Below are 18,122 nucleotides of genomic sequence, written 5' to 3' on the forward strand. Positions count from 1 at the left end.
GTTCAAGTCAATGATAGCACCTTTTCCTTTCATTCCTTAAGGGATTGTATTAGGATAATAGAGGTGTTTTTGTAAAAGATAAGATTGACGGAGGAAACAGCATGAGCAATCGCAATAAAGGAATTTTATTATTACTTATTTCAGCTTTTGGATTCTCCATGATGGCTGCTTTTGTTAAGTTATCTGGAGATGTTCCAACAGTTCAAAAAACATTATTTCGCAATGTAGTTTCTGCAGCTATAGCTTTTGGATTCGTAATTTATCATAAAGAGCGCATATTTGGTAAAAAAGAAAACCAAAAACTTCTACTCACAAGGTCAGCATTAGGGACAATAGGAATGGTGCTATTCTTCTACGCTATCGACCATCTCGTCTTATCGGATGCAGATATGCTGAACAAACTTAGTCCGTTTCTCCTTATTATTTTTTCAGCTATTTTTCTAAAGGAAAAGGTTCAACCCTATCAGATAATAGCTATTATTATTGCTTTTATCGGTACTTTATTCATTATTAAACCACAGTTTTCAGTGGATTTGATTCCGTATATGGCTGGTTTTTTCTCGGCAGTTTTTGCTGCAGGAGCGTACACACTCTTAAGGGTGCTAGGTGATAAAGAGAAGTTTTATACGATTGTCTTTTACTTTTCGTTTTTCACAACCGTGTCATTATTACCATTTACGATCGCTTTTTATGAGCCGATGTCTGTTCAACAATGGATTTATTTACTTTCTGCCGGTGCTTTCGCTACAGTCGGACAATTCGGATTAACGATCGCTTATAAGTTTGCACCAGCTCGAGAAATTTCGATATTTTTCTATTCCACTGTAGTATATTCAGCTTTAATTAGTATATTTTTGTTCGGTCAAGTTCCTGACTGGCTTAGTATATTAGGGTATATTACCATCTTCGGTGCCTCTCTTTATATGTTTTTACGCAACAATAAAGAAGCTAAAACATCGCCTAAAAATAGTTGACTTCTATACGTAAGTAGTTCAGTTTTGGTGCACATAATTTTGTAACCCTTAATTGAACTGCTTTTTCATTTAAAATTATTTATAAGGAGGGAAGTGCACGAAAATTGCATAGGTAATTGTTTATATCAAAAGATCAATTGTAATTTATATGATAAAACAAAAAGAGTAGTTATCTGGAATATAGGAATAGAGCTCCAATCACCCCCCCCCATTTCAGATAATATATCTCCTGATATCGCTACTTCCAAATTTGGGCTTTTAACCCTTCCAACTTACCTCTACCATTTGCATGCAAAACTTCTCCTGATCAGCTGTATTTCACAGTAGTAAATGAGTGATATGTCAAAAAAAAGAGTACTGAATTGCTCACAATTCAATACTCCATTTACATATATACTTTTAATTTTTTTACCTCAAAACTTAACTTAATCTAGCCAACAACCACTTCATAATTATTTCCAAGTATCTGTTAAAACTCGAATCCAATTTTCATGTGTTATTTTTTTAAGATCACTCATAGAAAAACCATCTTCCTCCAGTAACTTAATGACCTTTGGAACACCTGTAACATCTTTCATATCATTTGGAAGAGTCGTTCCATCAAAATCAGACCCTAAAGCAACATGCTCCACACCTATTTGATCCGTTATATACCGAATATGGCGGACAATATCATCTAAAGATGTATCCTTATTCATTTTCCCGTCTGGTCGCAGCATGTTCACACTATAAGTCACACCAACTACACCATCTGTATGAGCAATAGCATCAAGCTGTTTATCTGTAAGATTTCTAGATATTGGACAAAGAGTATGAGCATTTGAATGAGTCGCTACAATCGGTGCATTAGAATATTCTACTACATCCCAGAATCCTTTTTCATTTAAATGAGAGGTATCTAACATAATGCCTAGCTCATTACACTTTTCCACAAGCTCCTTACCAGCTAGCGTAAGACCTGGGCCAATATCAGGAGTGGATGGATAACGATAGGGTACACCTTGAGCAAATGCATTAGGCCTACTCCAAACGAGTCCAAGAGAGCGCAATCCTTGATTATAAAAATCCACAAGATTTTTTATATCTGGGTCAATTACCTCTGCTCCTTCAAAGTGAAGAATCGCAGCCATTTGCTTATTTTCTAGCGCCTTTTTTAAGTCAGGAATATTTTTCACCACAGAAAAGCAACCTTTGGAATCCGCTTCGATTTGATAAAGGAGTTGCATCATTTCATTTGTGACCTTATAACAAGCTTCTGGATTAGCCGCTTCTGGAAGAGGTATGTCATATCCATCTTCTGTTAGGTAGTGTTCAGGTTTAGGAACAGATAGACTAGCATTCGGAGGAGGAAATATAGCAAAAAATCCGCCACTGAATCCTCCCTTTTTTGCTCTTGGGTAATCGATATGTCCAATGGAAGATTCTTCAAAAAAGGAACGTCCTTTTCCTGAATCTTTCATGTGAAAATTCAATAATGTATCATTATGTCCATCCAATATTGGGTAAGTCAAATAATCCTCTCCTTTACATTCGACTCTTTTTTAACTTCTCTAATATCTGTTCATATTCCTTCTCCAATTGTTCTAAATCTTCATTTACGATAGGCAGTGGAACTGTGTTACCAGAATTCTAGAACCCTCATCGGTGCTAACGACAGGTTTATTCTATTCATATTCCCACTCTTTCCAGCTACCTGCAACCATTTCAATTGGATATTTTAATTTCTTTCTAATAAAAACTTCAACCAAGAGTGGTAGAAAAAATATTAGTACATTATATTCTCATGATAATAAATATGCTAATGCTTTCTTTACCCACACACATTCACTTAGCTAAAGGTGACTCAGATAAGTTTTGGGAACTTTCTCCCATTGGATATTTTATTCAGTTAATATCACTGACTAATATTATTTTGCCCATCTGTCATCGCTAATAAAAGGTGTTCCTCAAGAAATTGGCACCTGACAACTAAGCCAACTCGATCCTCTTTATGGAAGTTCTATCACTATAATTATTTCTCTCATTTCATCATGTATATTCATTGCACGGATCCGTAACATAAAAAATCTTCCCTTTTCGCCCAGAGAAGATTAATCAGACTTATTTCATTTAATGATAATAACAACAAATCCAGTGAGTTAAAGCAGTAAAATTCATGGGAAGGCAAGCTAATCCTATGTCTTGTAAACGAGTTTATTGATGAATAACAACTCGTATAAAACCAGGATTTATTACATTATTGCATTATGCTTAGCCCTTCTCTTTTAACTTCCTTTACTATATGATGAATTTATAATATTTGTAAATTTTTAGAAAGGAGGAATTTTCAGTGATACCCATGAAACTACAAGCTGGAGATGAATTACGAGTGATTTCACCAGCAGAAAGTATGACACTGATTAATGATGATACAAGAAATTTAGCGATAAAACGATTGGAAGAGATGGGACTTATAGTTTCATTCAGTACATACGCATATGAAGATCGTCCATCGATTGCTCAGCGGGTATCCGACATACATGAGGCTTTTCTGGACCCAAATGTTAAAATTATTTTAACAACTATTGGCGGCTATAATAGCAACCAATTACTTAGCTATATTGACTATGATTTAATATCGAAAAAACCGAAAATATTCTGCGGTTTTTCAGATATTACAGCTCTAGCTAATGCCATTTACAAAAAAACAGGTCTGGTTACCTACTCAGGTCCACACTTTTCCACTTTGGGAATGAAAAAAGGCATCAGTTATACCGTTGAACATTTTAAAAACACTTTTTTCAATGATGTTCCATTCACTATTCAAACTTCAGACCTCTGGAGTGATGACGCCTGGTTCCTTGATCAGGAGAAACGTATTTTTCATAATCATGATGGATATGAGATCATTAACGAAGGGCACGCGGTCGGAACAAGTATAGGGGGGAATTTATGTACTCTTAACTTACTGCAAGGTACAGAGTTTATGCCACCTCTTGAAAGTGCTATCTTATTGTTAGAAGATGACCTGCTTTCAAACGTACAAACATTCGACCGTGATTTACAGTCATTAATTCATCAACCTGGTTTTGCCAATGTCAAAGGACTGATCATAGGAAGATTTCAAGAAGCATCAAATGTAAGCTTAGATTCTCTTAAAGAGGTCATTCAGACTAAAGACACTTTAACATCAATTCCAGTAATAGCCAAAGCAAGTTTTGGACATACAACCCCTCAATTCACCTTTCCAATCGGGGGAAAAGTCCAACTATCTGCGAGTAACCACCATGTATCTGTACGCTTAATTGAATTTTAGCTCTCAGGCTGGTCTCATTGAGGTTCAGCCTGACTATTCTTGAATTAGATCGTACAACTTATATATTTTTCCATTTTCGATGGTAGAGGATTGATCTAATACGTCCATTAATACCTTTGCAACATTTTCAGGAGTTCGGAGTTTTCCCTCCTCTTTCATCTCCTTAAACTTATAAACATCTGCAAAAGCCGACTCGTTTGTTGAACGAATTTCCTCCTGCATATCCGTATCAACAACTCCTGGACTATAAGCAATGACCTTATGATCATTACCTGCCTGTTCTTGTTCAAGAGCTATAGTTTGTGTGAACCGATTAATTGCCGCCTTACCTGCACCGTACACACTCCAACCATGCACCGACCGCTCAGCAGCCCCTGATGTAATGTTTATAATTCTTGCTTTGACTTGTTGTTCATTGGCCTCTTTTAAAAGTCGATTGATGAAAAGCATCGGAGTTGTAACATTTACCTGCAAATGTTTATAAACAAGGTTAGCATCAAGGTCGCCTACGGTTTGAATTGGTTCAATAACTCCTGCATTATTTACTAAATACACAAATTCTGCGTCACTTTGGAAAGCTACATACATTACTTTATCAATTCCTTGTGCCAGATCATCTGTGTCACTAAAATCACATTTTATGTGCGAATAATTCGCTTCTTTTTTTTGAGCGAATTTTTCTAGTTCTTGATTATATGTTCTCGACACCCCGATTACATGTATTCCTTTTTCTAAAAACTTTTGAGCAATAGCTTCTCCTAATCCTCTTGAATCTCCTGTAACAATTGCATATTTCATGGATTGTCCTCCTTTTAAGATACTTTATTATTTCCCTACTTTGAACAGTTAAAAACATTTGTCAACTTTATAACTTTACAATCATTTTACCAACATATATGATAAATAAAGAATTCTTCTCATGAAGGAGACAGCTATGAAATTTTTTTACTTATTTATTATATACGCAGTGGGGCTAGTGGTTTCAAGTCTTGGGCTTGCTCTTATCATCCAGTCTGGACTCGGTGTTGGGCCTGGGGATAGTGTAGCCGTTGGAATTTCAATGCATACCCCTATTACAGTAGGAAACGTTTTTATTATCGCCTTCGTTATTTTGCTTCTAATAAATGCAAAACTTGAACACAAAAGACCTCAGTTTGAATCACTCCTACCAATCATTATCCGTGGACGTACACTTGATATTTTCCTGTATGGAATGTTAGCTGATGTTAATTTTGAAGCTTGGTATGCTCAGTGGGGGATTTTCTTCCTTGGCTTGCTAGCGACCGCTATAGGAATCGCTATATACTTGCGCACACCATTTCCAAGAATTCCACTTGACCATTTTATGATGATCGTAAATGATCGAACTAATCAATCTAAAAGTATAGTTAGAATCTTCACAGAATCTGGGATGGCTCTTGTTGGCTTTTTATTAGGTGCTCCGGTAGGGATTGGAACTCTTGTCGTTGCTTTAAGCTTAGGTCCCCTTATTCAATGGTCTTACCAATTTTCTAGACCTATCGCGCAAATGTGGAATAAATCTGCTAGTAAAAAGTAAAGCGTGAGTCCTTTAAATAGGTAAGTAGTTCAGTTGGAGTACAGCTTTTGAAAAACACTCCGGTCCCCTGTAGATCGAATCGAGATCATCTATGGTGACTCTCATCATAACGCTCCGTTCATCTGAACAAAAGTAAGGGGGTTGTAATTAAAATTAATAAATCTCAGTTCAGTGAACTGAGATTTTCTTCTATTTATTTTCAACTGCTTATTCAACTAAAGCCCCAGATTGTTTAATAAAAGAATGGCGGTTCCGTTGCTTTTCATCGGAGCATGGAGGATGGGAAACCACTTGCTTTCCGTGGGGCTGTGTAATTATTGCCATTGAAATGTTCCACTTAGGACAACAAATTAACCTGTAATGTAAATTTGGAAATGGTTTTACAAGGTTAGGCATACACGCCAATTAAGCTCCTAGCTATACCACGCTAATTATCAAAGTAGTTCAATAGATATAACAAATACCTCATATTTTCACAGAAACGGTAGAGCGGCACGATTCCGATAGAAACATACGGCAAGCGACTCCTTCCCCACCGCCTCTTTCTCCACATAATCATCTCGGAATCGAGTTTCAACAATTCTGCCCTTATGTGGAAGACAGCTTCGAGACATTCCGCTGGCTTCCGTTACAAAGGGTGGCGTTGACGTGAGCAGAACCTTCATACGTGAGAATCGTGTGTGGGGGGATGCTCTATTCTATAGCATAGGTAAGACACATTCTCCTATGCCGAGGGGTTCGTTCATTTCCATGTCGAATGGGGTGGCTTTGAAACGACGAGACTCCCGCGGGAGAAGGAGCTAAGCGAGATCCCGCAGGGCGCAGCCCGAGGAAGCTCGCCCGTTCCCCCGCAGGAAAGCGAGTTGTCAAAGCCGCCCCTACCTCTATACGGTAGCGAACCCGCATGATCTCGGAATGAGCCTTCCTCCATAATGAAAATAGAGGATAAACATGCCGTTATAACAATAGCTACGTGCCTACTTCTTAGAATCGTAGATGTTCAGTCCCTCTTATTCATGGCAAGGTGGTCGGGGAAATGACGAGACTCCTGTGGGATTAAGAGGACATGGTGAGCCCCCGCAGGACGAAGTCCAAGGAGGCTCACCGTACGCCCACGGAAAGCGAGTTATTTCCCCGACCACCTTCTCCTCCTACCGATGACGGAACAGCCACACAATCATCTCGGAATCGAGTCTTCAACAATCCTGCTGGGTTTAAGTGCATTTCTTCACAATCTCTGTATTTATTTTAACATAAATATTCAGAATACCTTGTAAAATCAAGCGAAAATAAAATAACTTTCAATACTGAATCCGCTATCCAAAACTACAATAAAAGAGGTATGCGAATTCAATTACGAATTTGCATACCATTAAGGTTATGATTTTAACTTTTGTAATCTGAAACTGAACTACTTGTTTAAATGGGGCTCGTATTTTTTATCGACTAAGCTTCGCGGGAAGATTCTGGCCTAGCTTTATAAACAGGCACCCCTATTTTGTCTTTCTTTATAAGGAACTGCATCCCCAATAGGATAACAAAAGCCGTCACCCCTACAATATCGCTCATCGTACTTGGATAAATTAGCGATAATCCACCGAGAACAGCCGGAATCCTTTCATACCACTCCACTTTGCGATACCAATAACCAACAAGCCCTGCGCCTATAGCTATCATTCCGGAAATGGCTGTTATAAGAATCCATGAAAGTTCAATAATACTAACATCGATCATCAAGAGTTGATTCTCTAACACAAACATATAGGGAATGATAAAGGCTGCAATGGCAAGCTTAGCCGCATTCAGCCCGGTTCGGATTGGTTCGGAACCGGCAACACCTGAAGCTGCAAATGCAGCAAGCGCAACCGGCGGCGTAATATCTGCTATTATTCCAAAATAGAATACGAATAAGTGGGCAGCGAGATCATGTACACCTAACAAAATAACAGCAGGTGCTGCTATTGTTGAAGTAATAACATAGTTTGCCGTCGTTGGCGAACCCATCCCAAGAATAATCGCAGCTATCATGGTAAAGAACAAAGTAAGTAGGATTTGACCGTTAGCTATTGTTACTAAACTATTTGCTAATTTCAATCCAAGTCCCGTCTTCGTTACAACACCTACAATAATACCGGCAGCAGCTGTTGCAGCTACCACTCCAAGTGCAGTTCGAGCACCATCTACTAAAGCTTCTATTGTTTCTACAAAGTTACCATCAAATAAATAACTAACAACAATGGTCACCATAGTAGCTCCTATAAGCGCAAAAGCTAAATCAAATCCTCCAGTAAGTGCGCCATAAACGGCAAAACCAATAAAACCAATTCCGAATGCTGCAATATAAATTTTACGGAATTTTTCTTCCCTCAGTAATCCAACTAAAATAGTTGTTAATATACCATACAACGCAGCGCGAAGAACGCTGATCCCGCTACTAAGGAAAAAGATGATAGCTACAATCGGAAGAAGCAAATAAAGCTTTTTAAACACTTCTTTACGGTCAGGCATTTCTTCGTCGCTTAAACCACTTAAACCTGTTCTTTTGGCTTCAAAATGAGTCATGATCCATATTCCAGTAAAATATAAAACGGCTGGTATTAATGCTGCTTTTGCAATTGTCCAATAATCAATTCCAATGAACTCAATCATTAAAAATGCTGCAGCTCCCATAATAGGAGGCATAAGTTGTCCACCTGTAGAGGCAGCCGCCTCTACCCCCCCAGCAAATTCTTTACGATAACCTAGTTTTTTCATCATAGGTATTGTGAAAGCACCTGATGTTACTACGTTAGCAACGGAACTTCCACTAATTGTCCCTTGCAAAGCACTCGAAAAAATTGCTACTTTCGCTGGACCACCTGTCCGTTTCCCTGCAAGAGTAACAGCTAAGTCATTGAAATATTGGCCAACTCCAGTCTTCACTAGAAAAGCACCAAAAAGCAAGAATAAGAAGATGAATGTAGATGATACAGCAATAGGAGTTCCTAATATTCCTTCTGTTGTAAAGAACATCGATTGTACGAGGTTATCAATATCAACACCCCTGTGTAACAGGAACCCTGGCATTTGTCTTCCCCAATATGCGTACACTAAAAACGCAACCGCAATCACTGTGATTGGGATACCTACTGCTCGTCGAGTAGCTTCTAAGACAAGAAGTACTGCAAGGGAACCTACATAAAAATCAAGAGTTGTTAGGGAGCCTGCACTAGAAACAATCGCTTCATAAAAGAATATCCAGTATGTTCCTACAACAATACTTAAAAGTGCGAGAACGAGGTCATACCAGGCAATTTTTCCTTTAGAACGATTTTTCTTACTAGCAGGGAATAGTAAAAATATTAAAACTAACCCAAAACCTACGTGTACCGATCGAAGGATTTGGGCAGGGAGAGGATAAATGGTAGAAGAATATAATTGGAATAAAGAAAAAGAGAGTAACCCTATAAATGCAACTTTCGCCAACCAACCCGTTAATTCACGTTTTCCTGAATCAGGATCATATTTTTCCATGATCTCTTTTTGTTTATCTGTCGATACTGAATTATTTTCCTCACTCATCAAAGGTCACTCCTCTCATCAACTCCAAATTTGAAACATGATCAGCTTCAATATTTATAACAGAACCAGCTCCTACGTAATCCTTTAATAAATAGGAACGATCTTTGTATATGATTGTGTGATTAGCTCTAACTTGACCAACAGATAAGCTAATCGATTCATGAAACCCTTGTAAGTCTGTAATGTAGTATTTCCCATCCTTCATTTCAAACGTTTCTCCTTCTGATCCATTAGAAGGCATTCCAATAGCTGTATCTTCATAAGTCAATTGTACCGGATATAAGCGTTCATTTTTCACTTCATACTCTTCTATCACATCAGACAAATGAACAGAGTGAGTGAATTTTAAATCAAAGTGCTCTCCTTCTTTGATAGGCATATAAACATTTTTTCCTTGCCGATCTAACTTTTCAAAAGAAACAACAGATTGGTAAGGAAAAAACATCCAAAGAGAAGTCATTCCCAAGCCTGCAATCCCTATAATGATGGATCTCCCAATAGCTTTCATCCTATCCGTCCTATACTAGGTAAGTAAATATTTTGTTAAAAATAAAAATGTTTCAGTAACTATATTACAAGAGAAAGGACTGCTCCCAGTTTTCTACCACTCAAATTATAGTAAGTGTGATAAAAACTGGGACAGTCCCGTAGACTCAAATTATTTTTTCATCCATTATTCACTAATCCCATTTTCATCAAAATATTTCTGTGCACCTGGATGAAGATCAACACCTACTCCATCAAGGGCGCTTTCTGCACTAATCAGTTCACCTTTAGCGTGAGAAATTTGGTCTGTATTTTCAAAAATAGCTTTTGTCATTTCATAAACTAAGTCTTCACTAAGATCACTATGAGCGACAAGCATAGCTTGAACAGCTACGGTCGATACAGATTCTTCTAAACCATATGTTCCTTCTGGAATTTCGTCCTCAGAGTAGTAACTATACTGATCCATCAATTCCTGTGCCTTTTCAGTTGAAATGTTAACGATAGTAACGTCTGAAGTTGCGGCTAGACTCTCAACTGCTCCAGTCGGAGTACCTGAAGTAATAAAAGCCGCGTCGATCGTTCCATCTTGAATCCCAGTAGTAGAGTCTCCAAAATCAAGATCACGAGCTTGAATATCTTCATTGATATCTAAACCATGTACTTCTAGAATGTTATCGGCATTTGCGTTTGTTCCTGAACCAGGAGCACCCACAGATACAGTCTTACCTTCTAAATCCTCTACCGTTTCGATTCCACTGTCTTGAGTAGCAACAATTTGAATGGTTTCGGGATAAAGTGTTCCAATTGCACCGAAGTCTTCGTTTGGTTCTTCAAACATCACTTCACCACCAGCTGCATAAGCAGCAATGTCTGTTTGCGTAAATGCAATTTCTCCATCACCTTCACTAATGGCGTTCATATTTTCTACAGATGCACCAGTAGATGTCGCATTTGCTTCAACGTTATCTAGATTATCATTGATAACTTGTGCAAAGGTACCTCCTAAAGGATAATAGGTTCCTTCTGTTCCACCTGTAAGTACTTGAATAAATTGTTCTCCTTCTTCATCTCCGCCTCCAGCGTCGCCTTCAGAATCATCGCCACTTCCTCCTCCGTCAGATGCTCCACCGCCACAAGCGAATAGAACTAAGGAAAGCAAGAACAGCATGGAAATAGTTAATAGCCCCTTCTTATTAAACAAATAAATTCCTCCCCTTAAAATTTTTTATAACAACATCTGAGTTTCAAACGTTTCTCAATATGTACCATTCGAAACTCAAATGATTGTCCAAAAAGGTAACGAATACCACATAAATACAACATCTTCATTTTACATGAAATATTCACCATTTAATATAAATTTTTACAAATATATGCATTAAAATAAAATTTTGAGAGACAATACCTTGAAGTAATCTTAATTTTCTGTCATGAAAATGTCAAGAAATAACAAAGGATATACATTAGCTTAAGTAGTTCCGTTTCGGTGGAGAAACATACGAATTAGTAGACCAAATCGCATATGATTTTCTCTCTTATTTTTCCCTGATATCAATAATTACACAGCCCCACGATTTTCACGTATGAGGCTTCTGCTCACGTGAAGATGTTTCCGTTCTCCTCACGAAAGCAAGAAGGTCCGGGAAATCGCAAGACTCCTGTGGGATGAACATGATCGGTGAGATCCCGCAAGGCGTAGCCTCAGGAAGCTCTCACCACATGCCCACGGAAAGCGAGTGATTTCCCGGACCTTCTAACGCCATCCTTAGTAACGGAAACCACCGAAATGTCTCGAAGTTGAGTCTTCCACAATCTGGGGCTTTAGTTTAATCAGGAAATAGAAACAAGAACGCTTGGGCATTAAAAATCCAAGCGTTCTTGTTTGTTATTTGTACTGTTATTTATGGTGCTAAACATAGTGGGTTTTAGTATGTTTAGCACCTGTTATTTTAGATGTTCTCCACAGTATCGGAACTACTTAACATTAACTGTATACCTTTGTGGCACTTTCCTTTATTTCAATTCCAAATTTGTAATTCCTCGTGCTTCCAACTCTTTTCCAAGTTCTTCTTCAATTTGAAGACGACGCTCCATCATTTCGTTGGATAATGGCGTACTCAGTTCCCCATACTCTTGCTTTAATCGCTTTTCAGATAGTTTTTCAATCAACATATCCCAGAAGCTAAATTCTTCATATTCATCAACATAATTTTCAAATAATTGCTTTTCATAGTCCTTTTGCAAATCATGGATGTCAAAGGCTTCTTGATAACTAACCTTGTCTTCAAGACCAGCATCCTTATATTTGGCAAGAACCAGCTCTCTAATCTCTTCAAAGTCTTCATCCAACTCTAATTTTGTAGAGTTAACCATCCACGTTCCTAAGAATACAGTTTCCACCAGTGTTTGATACTGCTTTTCATTCATCTCTAGGTGTACCTTCTTCATGATAACCCTCCTGCATGTAATATATGCAGGGCTATTATAGCATAATTATTATAGGGTTCCTATCTTCATACTACTTAGCAAAGATAGAGGTTGCTTCACTAATTTTAGCATCTTCTTCATATTTCTCCTGGAGTTTTTGGGTAATTACTCCTGCCTTACCATTGCTCACAGTTTTTCCATCTACTACAGTGATCGGCATAACCTCGGCTGTGCTACTTGACAGAAATAGTTCGTCAGCATATTGAATATCTTCTACACGGAAAGCTTCTTCAATAAATGGAATACTCTCTTCTTGGCAAAACTTTTTAACCCGCAATCGGACACATCCATGCAAAATATTTTTCTTGGCTGGGTGAGTATACACTTTTCCATCACGGACTAAATAAGCATTAGAGGAACTACACTCTGTAACTTCGCCATCTTTGTGTAAAATAGCTTCGAAACACCCTGCCTCGCTAGCCTCTTGCTTTGCGATCACATTTGGCAGTAAATTTAAGCTTTTAATGTAGCACCAGTCCCAACGAACATCTGCCTGAGTGATCGCAGAGACCCCACCACGCATCATTTCCAATTTTCTCGGTAAGTCTTGCACGTAAGCGTACAAGTTAGCCTCAATATTTTGTGGAAAAGCATGATCTCTTGGTGCAGATCCTCTTGTTATTTGCAGATAAACTTTTGCATCAGTAGTAATATTATTTTTCTTTAATAATTCATCTAAATGGCTATACACTTCTTTTTTAGTAAAAGGAATAGTGATTTTCACCGCTTCTGCTGAACGGAACAGTCTTTCTACATGCTCATCGATTAAATAGTATTCACCTTTATATACTCGGATGACTTCATATATACCGTCACCAAATTGTAACCCTCTTTCTTCAAACGGATACTTCAAGTCATCTTTATGCACAAAGTTAGTTTGAGTTAAAACATATTCATAAACACTCATTCTAAATGCCTCCAAGCTAATTTCTATTTAACGAATAGTTTATCAAAAAAACTAAACCTAGTCGCTTAAATATTGAAATCTTCTGAATATAATATGATTTACCTAAAATTGGTCACCTAATGTAGGTGACCAATTCCAGGTGAACCTTTATAAATATTTTTTCTGAACTTTTTTCCCACTAAAATTAAAAACTACATTACGATCTTCTACAATTGTTTCCATATGGACAGGTCGTCCCCACATTTGGTAAATATAAGGGAGCGTTTTCTCTAAATAAGTTAAATCCAATTCTACATCTTCATAGTGATGCTTCAAATAAAGTTCTCCATTTTTCATATAATCACCGTCTTCTACTGTTATATATGGAAAACCTCCATTTACTCTCATCGTCACGAGTTGATCACGTATAGCGTCATTTTCTTTATCGGTAATTTTATATTTTTGCCCTTGTTTTTGAAATAGGTAAAGGTCTTCTTCTCTAATTAATTTATTTGTTAAATAGTTACGTACAAAACTTTGATCTGATTCTATTTCACGAACCTCAAACATCTTTTCCCTTCCTGACCCTGGACTTATTCCATGTCGAATCATTTCTTCTGTAGGATTATCATAACGCCTTTCAATATCTTCAAAAATCTTCAACCCTAAATAGTAAGGATTTAATTGTGTTTTAGAAGGCTGTACTACACTTGCATTCAATTTTGCAAAATCTACAACCTCTCCACTCGTTAAATCCATCTCCCTTAAAATTCGAGCGTGCCAGTAAGAAGCCCAACCCTCATTCATGATTTTCGTTTCAAGCTGTGGCCAAAAATAAAGCATTTCTTCACGCATCATTGTCATAATATCGCGCTGCCATTCCTCTAAATCACGACTGAATTGCTCTATAAATAATAGCAAATCTTTTTCTGGTTGTGGTGGGAATTTTTTACTTTTCTTAATGATTTCATCTGGAGACTCTCCGATTTTCCATATATCATCATAGGGCGTGCGTCGTTTCGGTGCTGGACTTTCACTTGGCAGAGCTTGCTCGGCTTGCCACGAAAGTCTCGGTCGCACAAGGGAAGGATCAATATGTTCTTGAATAGCTAAGACTGCATCCAAGAATGATTCAACCTCTTGCTTACCATGTTTCTTCTCATAACTAGTTATACGTTCGGAAGTCGCTGCCATGCTTTCGACCATATCCCGCTTTGTATTTTGGAATCGGGCATTATTTTTAAAAAAGTCACAATGGGCTAACACGTGTGCAACAATTAATTTATTTTGAATCAAACTATTCGAATTTAATAGGAAAGCGTAGCAGGGATTTGAATTAATAACTAACTCATATATTTTACTTAGTCCTAAATCATACTGCAGTTTCATCTTATAATATTGCTTCCCAAAACTCCAATGAGAAAAACGTGTTGGCATACCATAAGCACCAAAAGTATAAATAATATCATCAGGGCAAATTTCATAATGCATCGGATAAAAATCCAGACCAAATCCATCAGCAATTTCAGTTATTTCCCGGATAGCTCGCTCTAATTTTTCCTGTTCTTCTACTTTCAAGATACGATGCCCCCTCCTTAGATATCCATAGTTATCTATATGAGGGAAAGCAAATTAAATGAACATGATCGGATATTTTTCAGAATAAGATACAATTTTTTCTTTATACAAAAACCAGGGCTCTCTTTGTGAGAAACCCTGGTTTTTAAAATTAAGCGTTCGCATCTGGGAATACACGGTCGACCATCTCACCAAATTCTCGGAAGAAACCTTGGACGGGTTCACCTTCATCAACGTCATTTACATAATTATTCGTTAAATCTACAAAATCTGGGTTGGTTGAAATATAAACATTGTCTATATCCTGATCTGTATCCTTAACGATCTTAGTAATTTGATCTTCAACCTCACCAGATACGTCTTCTGCATCTCCATTTTGATTATTTAACTCTGCAGCCACATACGCGTTATTACGAGTTTTTAAAACGTAGGCATTTTCTACATTCTTTACATCTTTGCTAATACGTTCTGCGGCTTTATCAGCAACATCATAATTTGTATTGTGTTGCATTCCACGATCATTATCGCCTTGCTTGTTCATATTCGCTTCATTATTATCCTGATCTGTTGTTCGTTCAAATTGAGTATTTTCTACTCCATTATTATTTCCATTTCCTTCTTCTTGACCAGTTTCTTGTTCTGCTTGACAAGCAACAAGTGAAAAACTAGCCAGTAAACCAATTGTAAATACTTTTAATTTCATCTTGATCATCCCTCCTTCCAAGCTTACTCGTAGTATGTGTAAGGAACAATGAAATATGCGATCAACTATGTATTTGAAATAAACAAAAAAAGCCTTCTTTAAATAAGAAGGCTTGGAAAATATTCTAAAAAGGAAGCAACCACCAAATATGTAATACAACCATGTATAACAATAAGATTGAATGAAAAAATAAAAAAAAGGCGGGAACTAACTTGAAAATGTTCGTTAAATTATGGTAACTCCTTTGCATAAAGACAAAGCTTGCAATTATGAAACCATAAAAAATGGCAAACCATAAATTAAAATTGTTCATCGATTCTTCTATTCCAATTTCATACCCTACACCAAAAACGATCCATGGTATGGTATAGGCAATAATTGAAATACACAACCACCTATTGTCATTTTTTATATAAATAAAAGTTATAATAGCAAATATTAAGGTAATAAAACCAATGATTTCTGTCATAACCACTAGAGCATTTTGTCCTCTTGTGATCAAGCTTATAAGCAGAAATAAACCAAAAGTTAGTATACCTCCTAAGTTAATCCAAATCCACTGTTTTTCACTCATGTAACAATTTCTCCTTCCATTTTTCCTAACGGTTATCTCACGTCATATAAAATTTATTCACTTTTTGTTAGATGTCGATATTTCCATTAATGTGAGGAACTCTCTGTTTCATTGTTACCCTTCCAGGAGATAATAAAAACACTCCTTTCTTTGAAGGAAGTGATTGTAATGTATTCAGACGATTACGAGAAAGCTTTACACTTTATGATATGGGGGCAATGGGATGACTTGCTTGTTCTTATGGTGAGAACACGTGATCACTTTTTGTCAAAAAAAATTGAAACCTTTCTCCATGCTTATCATTATCCAAATCATGAAGCTGTCCTATATGTATCACACGAAAACTTATTACACTATATAGACCATGCTCAAGCTACGACGCATGATAAACTATATGTATAAATGTGCCACCCTAAATGGGTGGCCACTTTTTTTATGTTCTTTCTGGTTTATATTCTGTATTAACTTTATAATGTAAGTCAAATAAATCACTTCTGCGATCGCGCAGTTGTCTAACTGTACCAGATTTCCTTTGTCTTCTTAGAATTTCTAGATCCACATCCCCTACAACAACTGTTTCCACATTAGCATTGCATTCTCCAACGATACCATCTCTAGCGAATTCAAAGTCAGATGGAGTAAAGATACCTGACTGAGCGTATTGAATGTCCATATTCTCGACTTGAGTCATATTTCCTACCGTACCCGCAATAACAGTATATACTTGGTTTTCAACTGCTCTTGCTTGGGCACAATAGCGTACGCGTAAATAACCTTGGCGATCATCTGTGCAAAACGGTACAAATATGATATTTGCCCCTAGGTCAACAGCATAACGGGCAAGTTCAGGAAATTGAATGTCGTAACAAATTTGTATAGCTATTTTTCCACAATCCGTATCAAACACTTTGACAGCATCCCCAGGTTGGATTCCCCACCACGTACGTTCATTGGGTGTAACATGAATTTTATACTGCTTTTCAATCGTACCGTCTCGTCTAAATAAATAAGAGATATTGTAAATTTGTTCATCTTCTTCTACAAAGTGGGATCCTCCAATAATATTCACATTATATTTCACCGCTAAGTGTGTGAACATTTCAATGTAGTCTTCCGTATAATCCGATAACCGCCGCACAGCTTTAGAAGGTACCTTTTCTTCTAAAAAAGACATTAGTTGAGTAGTGAAAATTTCAGGGAATACAGCAAAATCAGCTCCATAATCAGCTGCAACATCTACATAATATTCACACTGACGACTAAATTCCTCAAAAGAATTAATGTTTTTCATCATATATTGAATCACCATAATCCGAACAGGATGACTCGTCTTAAAATGGCGTTTCGTACGGGTTCGGTAGTCGATATTATTCCATTCCATTAACGTAGCGTACTTGGACGACATTTCATCATCAGGTAAGTAATTAGGATTAATTCGCATTACTGTGAACCCATTAATTATCTGGAACGTAAGTACAGGATCATATATATTTTGATTGCGTACCTCCTCTACATACTCTCTTGGTGACAAATCACTTTCGTATTTATGATAATTAGGAATTCGACCACCAATGATGATGCTTTTTAAATTATATTCACGGGCTAACTCCTTTCTGGCTTCATACAAACGACGGCCTATTTTCATTCTTCGAAACTTCGGATGAACCATGACTTCAATACCGTATAAATTATAACCCTCAGGGTCGTGATTCGTTATATACCCTTTATCAGTTATGTCATCCCATGTATGCTTATCATCATATTCATCAAAATTAACAATCAAACTCGAACAGCTTCCAATTATATTTCCATCAAATTCTACGACAAATTGCCCTTCTGGAAAATACCTCAAATGACTTTGTAGATGCTCCCGTTCCCATGGTTCCATATCCGGGAAGCAAATTTTTTGTAACTCAAATAACTGATCTATATCTCCATCCTGAGTGTTTCGAACGATCATTTTTTTCTCAAACTGAGATAAATCAAGCTTAGACATCACATGATTCCTTTCTTTCAT

General features: G+C 37.2%; 15 protein-coding genes. 4 read left to right on the forward strand and 11 right to left on the reverse strand.

Annotated features, from left to right (window positions below):
• Window positions 1-101: 101 nt before the first annotated feature.
• Window positions 102-974, forward strand: a complete 873-nt coding sequence (locus ACFQIC_RS12640) for a DMT family transporter (RefSeq protein ID WP_204709565.1) — start codon at window positions 102-104, stop codon at window positions 972-974.
• 452 nt (window positions 975-1,426) lie between these two features.
• Here the strand turns inward: ACFQIC_RS12640 and ACFQIC_RS12645 are convergent, their stop codons facing one another.
• On the reverse strand, window positions 1,427-2,485 hold the full coding sequence (locus ACFQIC_RS12645) for a dipeptidase (RefSeq protein ID WP_204709567.1): 1,059 nt from the start codon (window positions 2,483-2,485) through the stop codon (window positions 1,427-1,429).
• 818 nt (window positions 2,486-3,303) lie between these two features.
• Between ACFQIC_RS12645 and ACFQIC_RS12650 the strand changes: the two genes are divergently transcribed.
• Window positions 3,304-4,269, forward strand: coding sequence for a S66 family peptidase (locus ACFQIC_RS12650; protein ID WP_204709569.1), 966 nt, complete (start codon window positions 3,304-3,306; stop codon window positions 4,267-4,269).
• 33 nt (window positions 4,270-4,302) lie between these two features.
• Here the strand turns inward: ACFQIC_RS12650 and ACFQIC_RS12655 are convergent, their stop codons facing one another.
• The gene (locus ACFQIC_RS12655) at window positions 4,303-5,067 is read right to left on the reverse strand and encodes a (S)-benzoin forming benzil reductase (protein WP_204709571.1); all 765 of its coding nucleotides are present in this window, start codon (window positions 5,065-5,067) and stop codon (window positions 4,303-4,305) included.
• Between the two features lie 136 nt (window positions 5,068-5,203).
• Between ACFQIC_RS12655 and ACFQIC_RS12660 the strand changes: the two genes are divergently transcribed.
• Window positions 5,204-5,827: a YczE/YyaS/YitT family protein gene (locus tag ACFQIC_RS12660; RefSeq protein WP_204709573.1), complete on the forward strand. Its 624-nt coding sequence runs from the start codon at window positions 5,204-5,206 to the stop codon at window positions 5,825-5,827.
• Between the two features lie 1,446 nt (window positions 5,828-7,273).
• On the opposite strand, the gene ACFQIC_RS12665 is transcribed toward ACFQIC_RS12660, so the two are convergent.
• The 8 genes from ACFQIC_RS12665 to ACFQIC_RS12700 all read right to left on the reverse strand — a co-directional run bounded on the left by ACFQIC_RS12665 (window position 7,274) and on the right by ACFQIC_RS12700 (window position 16,105).
• Window positions 7,274-9,388 carry a TRAP transporter permease gene (locus ACFQIC_RS12665; RefSeq protein WP_204709575.1) on the reverse strand — a complete coding sequence of 705 codons (2,115 nt, stop codon included), beginning with the start codon at window positions 9,386-9,388 and terminating at the stop codon, window positions 7,274-7,276.
• Window positions 9,381-9,896 (reverse strand): DUF1850 domain-containing protein, encoded by a 516-nt coding sequence (locus ACFQIC_RS12670; protein WP_204709577.1) that lies wholly within the window; start codon window positions 9,894-9,896, stop codon window positions 9,381-9,383. Before ACFQIC_RS12670 ends, ACFQIC_RS12665 begins: the two co-directional genes overlap by 8 nt.
• A gap of 165 nt (window positions 9,897-10,061) precedes the next feature.
• Complete coding sequence (locus tag ACFQIC_RS12675; RefSeq protein ID WP_390217163.1) at window positions 10,062-11,078, reverse strand: TAXI family TRAP transporter solute-binding subunit; 1,017 nt, start codon at window positions 11,076-11,078, stop codon at window positions 10,062-10,064.
• A gap of 812 nt (window positions 11,079-11,890) precedes the next feature.
• On the reverse strand, window positions 11,891-12,325 hold the full coding sequence (locus tag ACFQIC_RS12680) for a hypothetical protein (protein WP_204709579.1): 435 nt from the start codon (window positions 12,323-12,325) through the stop codon (window positions 11,891-11,893).
• Between the two features lie 70 nt (window positions 12,326-12,395).
• Window positions 12,396-13,271: a D-amino-acid transaminase gene (dat, locus tag ACFQIC_RS12685; protein ID WP_204709581.1), complete on the reverse strand. Its 876-nt coding sequence runs from the start codon at window positions 13,269-13,271 to the stop codon at window positions 12,396-12,398.
• Window positions 13,272-13,418: 147 nt separating this feature from the next.
• Entirely contained in the window at window positions 13,419-14,828 is a 1,410-nt protein-coding gene (locus tag ACFQIC_RS12690) for a SpoVR family protein (RefSeq protein WP_204709583.1), read from the reverse strand.
• 151 nt (window positions 14,829-14,979) lie between these two features.
• On the reverse strand, window positions 14,980-15,531 hold the full coding sequence (locus tag ACFQIC_RS12695; RefSeq protein WP_204709591.1) for a YhcN/YlaJ family sporulation lipoprotein: 552 nt from the start codon (window positions 15,529-15,531) through the stop codon (window positions 14,980-14,982).
• Between the two features lie 124 nt (window positions 15,532-15,655).
• On the reverse strand, window positions 15,656-16,105 hold the full coding sequence (locus ACFQIC_RS12700; protein ID WP_204709593.1) for a hypothetical protein: 450 nt from the start codon (window positions 16,103-16,105) through the stop codon (window positions 15,656-15,658).
• 168 nt (window positions 16,106-16,273) lie between these two features.
• Here ACFQIC_RS12700 and ACFQIC_RS12705 point away from each other — a divergent pair, with 168 nt between their 5' ends.
• The gene (locus ACFQIC_RS12705) at window positions 16,274-16,507 is read left to right on the forward strand and encodes a YhdB family protein (RefSeq protein ID WP_204709594.1); all 234 of its coding nucleotides are present in this window, start codon (window positions 16,274-16,276) and stop codon (window positions 16,505-16,507) included.
• Between the two features lie 31 nt (window positions 16,508-16,538).
• On the opposite strand, the gene ACFQIC_RS12710 is transcribed toward ACFQIC_RS12705, so the two are convergent.
• Complete coding sequence (locus ACFQIC_RS12710) at window positions 16,539-18,101, reverse strand: GNAT family N-acetyltransferase (protein ID WP_204709595.1); 1,563 nt, start codon at window positions 18,099-18,101, stop codon at window positions 16,539-16,541.
• Window positions 18,102-18,122: the final 21 nt, after the last annotated feature.

Source organism: Halobacillus seohaensis (assembly GCF_042663045.1).
Lineage (GTDB): Bacteria > Bacillota > Bacilli > Bacillales > Halobacillaceae > Halobacillus_A > Halobacillus_A seohaensis.

What these genes read in the sequence shown, in the direction of transcription:
- ACFQIC_RS12640 (WP_204709565.1), top strand. Translation starts at nt 102, where the DNA reads ATGAGCAATCGCAATAAAGGAATTTTATTATTACTTATTTCAGCTTTT.
- ACFQIC_RS12655 (WP_204709571.1), bottom strand. Translation starts at nt 5,067, where the DNA reads ATGAAATATGCAATTGTTACAGGAGATTCAAGAGGATTAGGAGAAGCT.
- ACFQIC_RS12660 (WP_204709573.1), top strand. Translation starts at nt 5,204, where the DNA reads ATGAAATTTTTTTACTTATTTATTATATACGCAGTGGGGCTAGTGGTT.
- ACFQIC_RS12665 (WP_204709575.1), bottom strand. Translation starts at nt 9,388, where the DNA reads ATGAGTGAGGAAAATAATTCAGTATCGACAGATAAACAAAAAGAGATC.
- ACFQIC_RS12670 (WP_204709577.1), bottom strand. Translation starts at nt 9,896, where the DNA reads ATGAAAGCTATTGGGAGATCCATCATTATAGGGATTGCAGGCTTGGGA.
- ACFQIC_RS12680 (WP_204709579.1), bottom strand. Translation starts at nt 12,325, where the DNA reads ATGAAGAAGGTACACCTAGAGATGAATGAAAAGCAGTATCAAACACTG.
- dat (WP_204709581.1), bottom strand. Translation starts at nt 13,271, where the DNA reads ATGAGTGTTTATGAATATGTTTTAACTCAAACTAACTTTGTGCATAAA.
- ACFQIC_RS12695 (WP_204709591.1), bottom strand. Translation starts at nt 15,531, where the DNA reads ATGAAATTAAAAGTATTTACAATTGGTTTACTGGCTAGTTTTTCACTT.
- ACFQIC_RS12700 (WP_204709593.1), bottom strand. Translation starts at nt 16,105, where the DNA reads ATGAGTGAAAAACAGTGGATTTGGATTAACTTAGGAGGTATACTAACT.
- ACFQIC_RS12705 (WP_204709594.1), top strand. Translation starts at nt 16,274, where the DNA reads ATGTATTCAGACGATTACGAGAAAGCTTTACACTTTATGATATGGGGG.
- ACFQIC_RS12710 (WP_204709595.1), bottom strand. Translation starts at nt 18,101, where the DNA reads ATGTCTAAGCTTGATTTATCTCAGTTTGAGAAAAAAATGATCGTTCGA.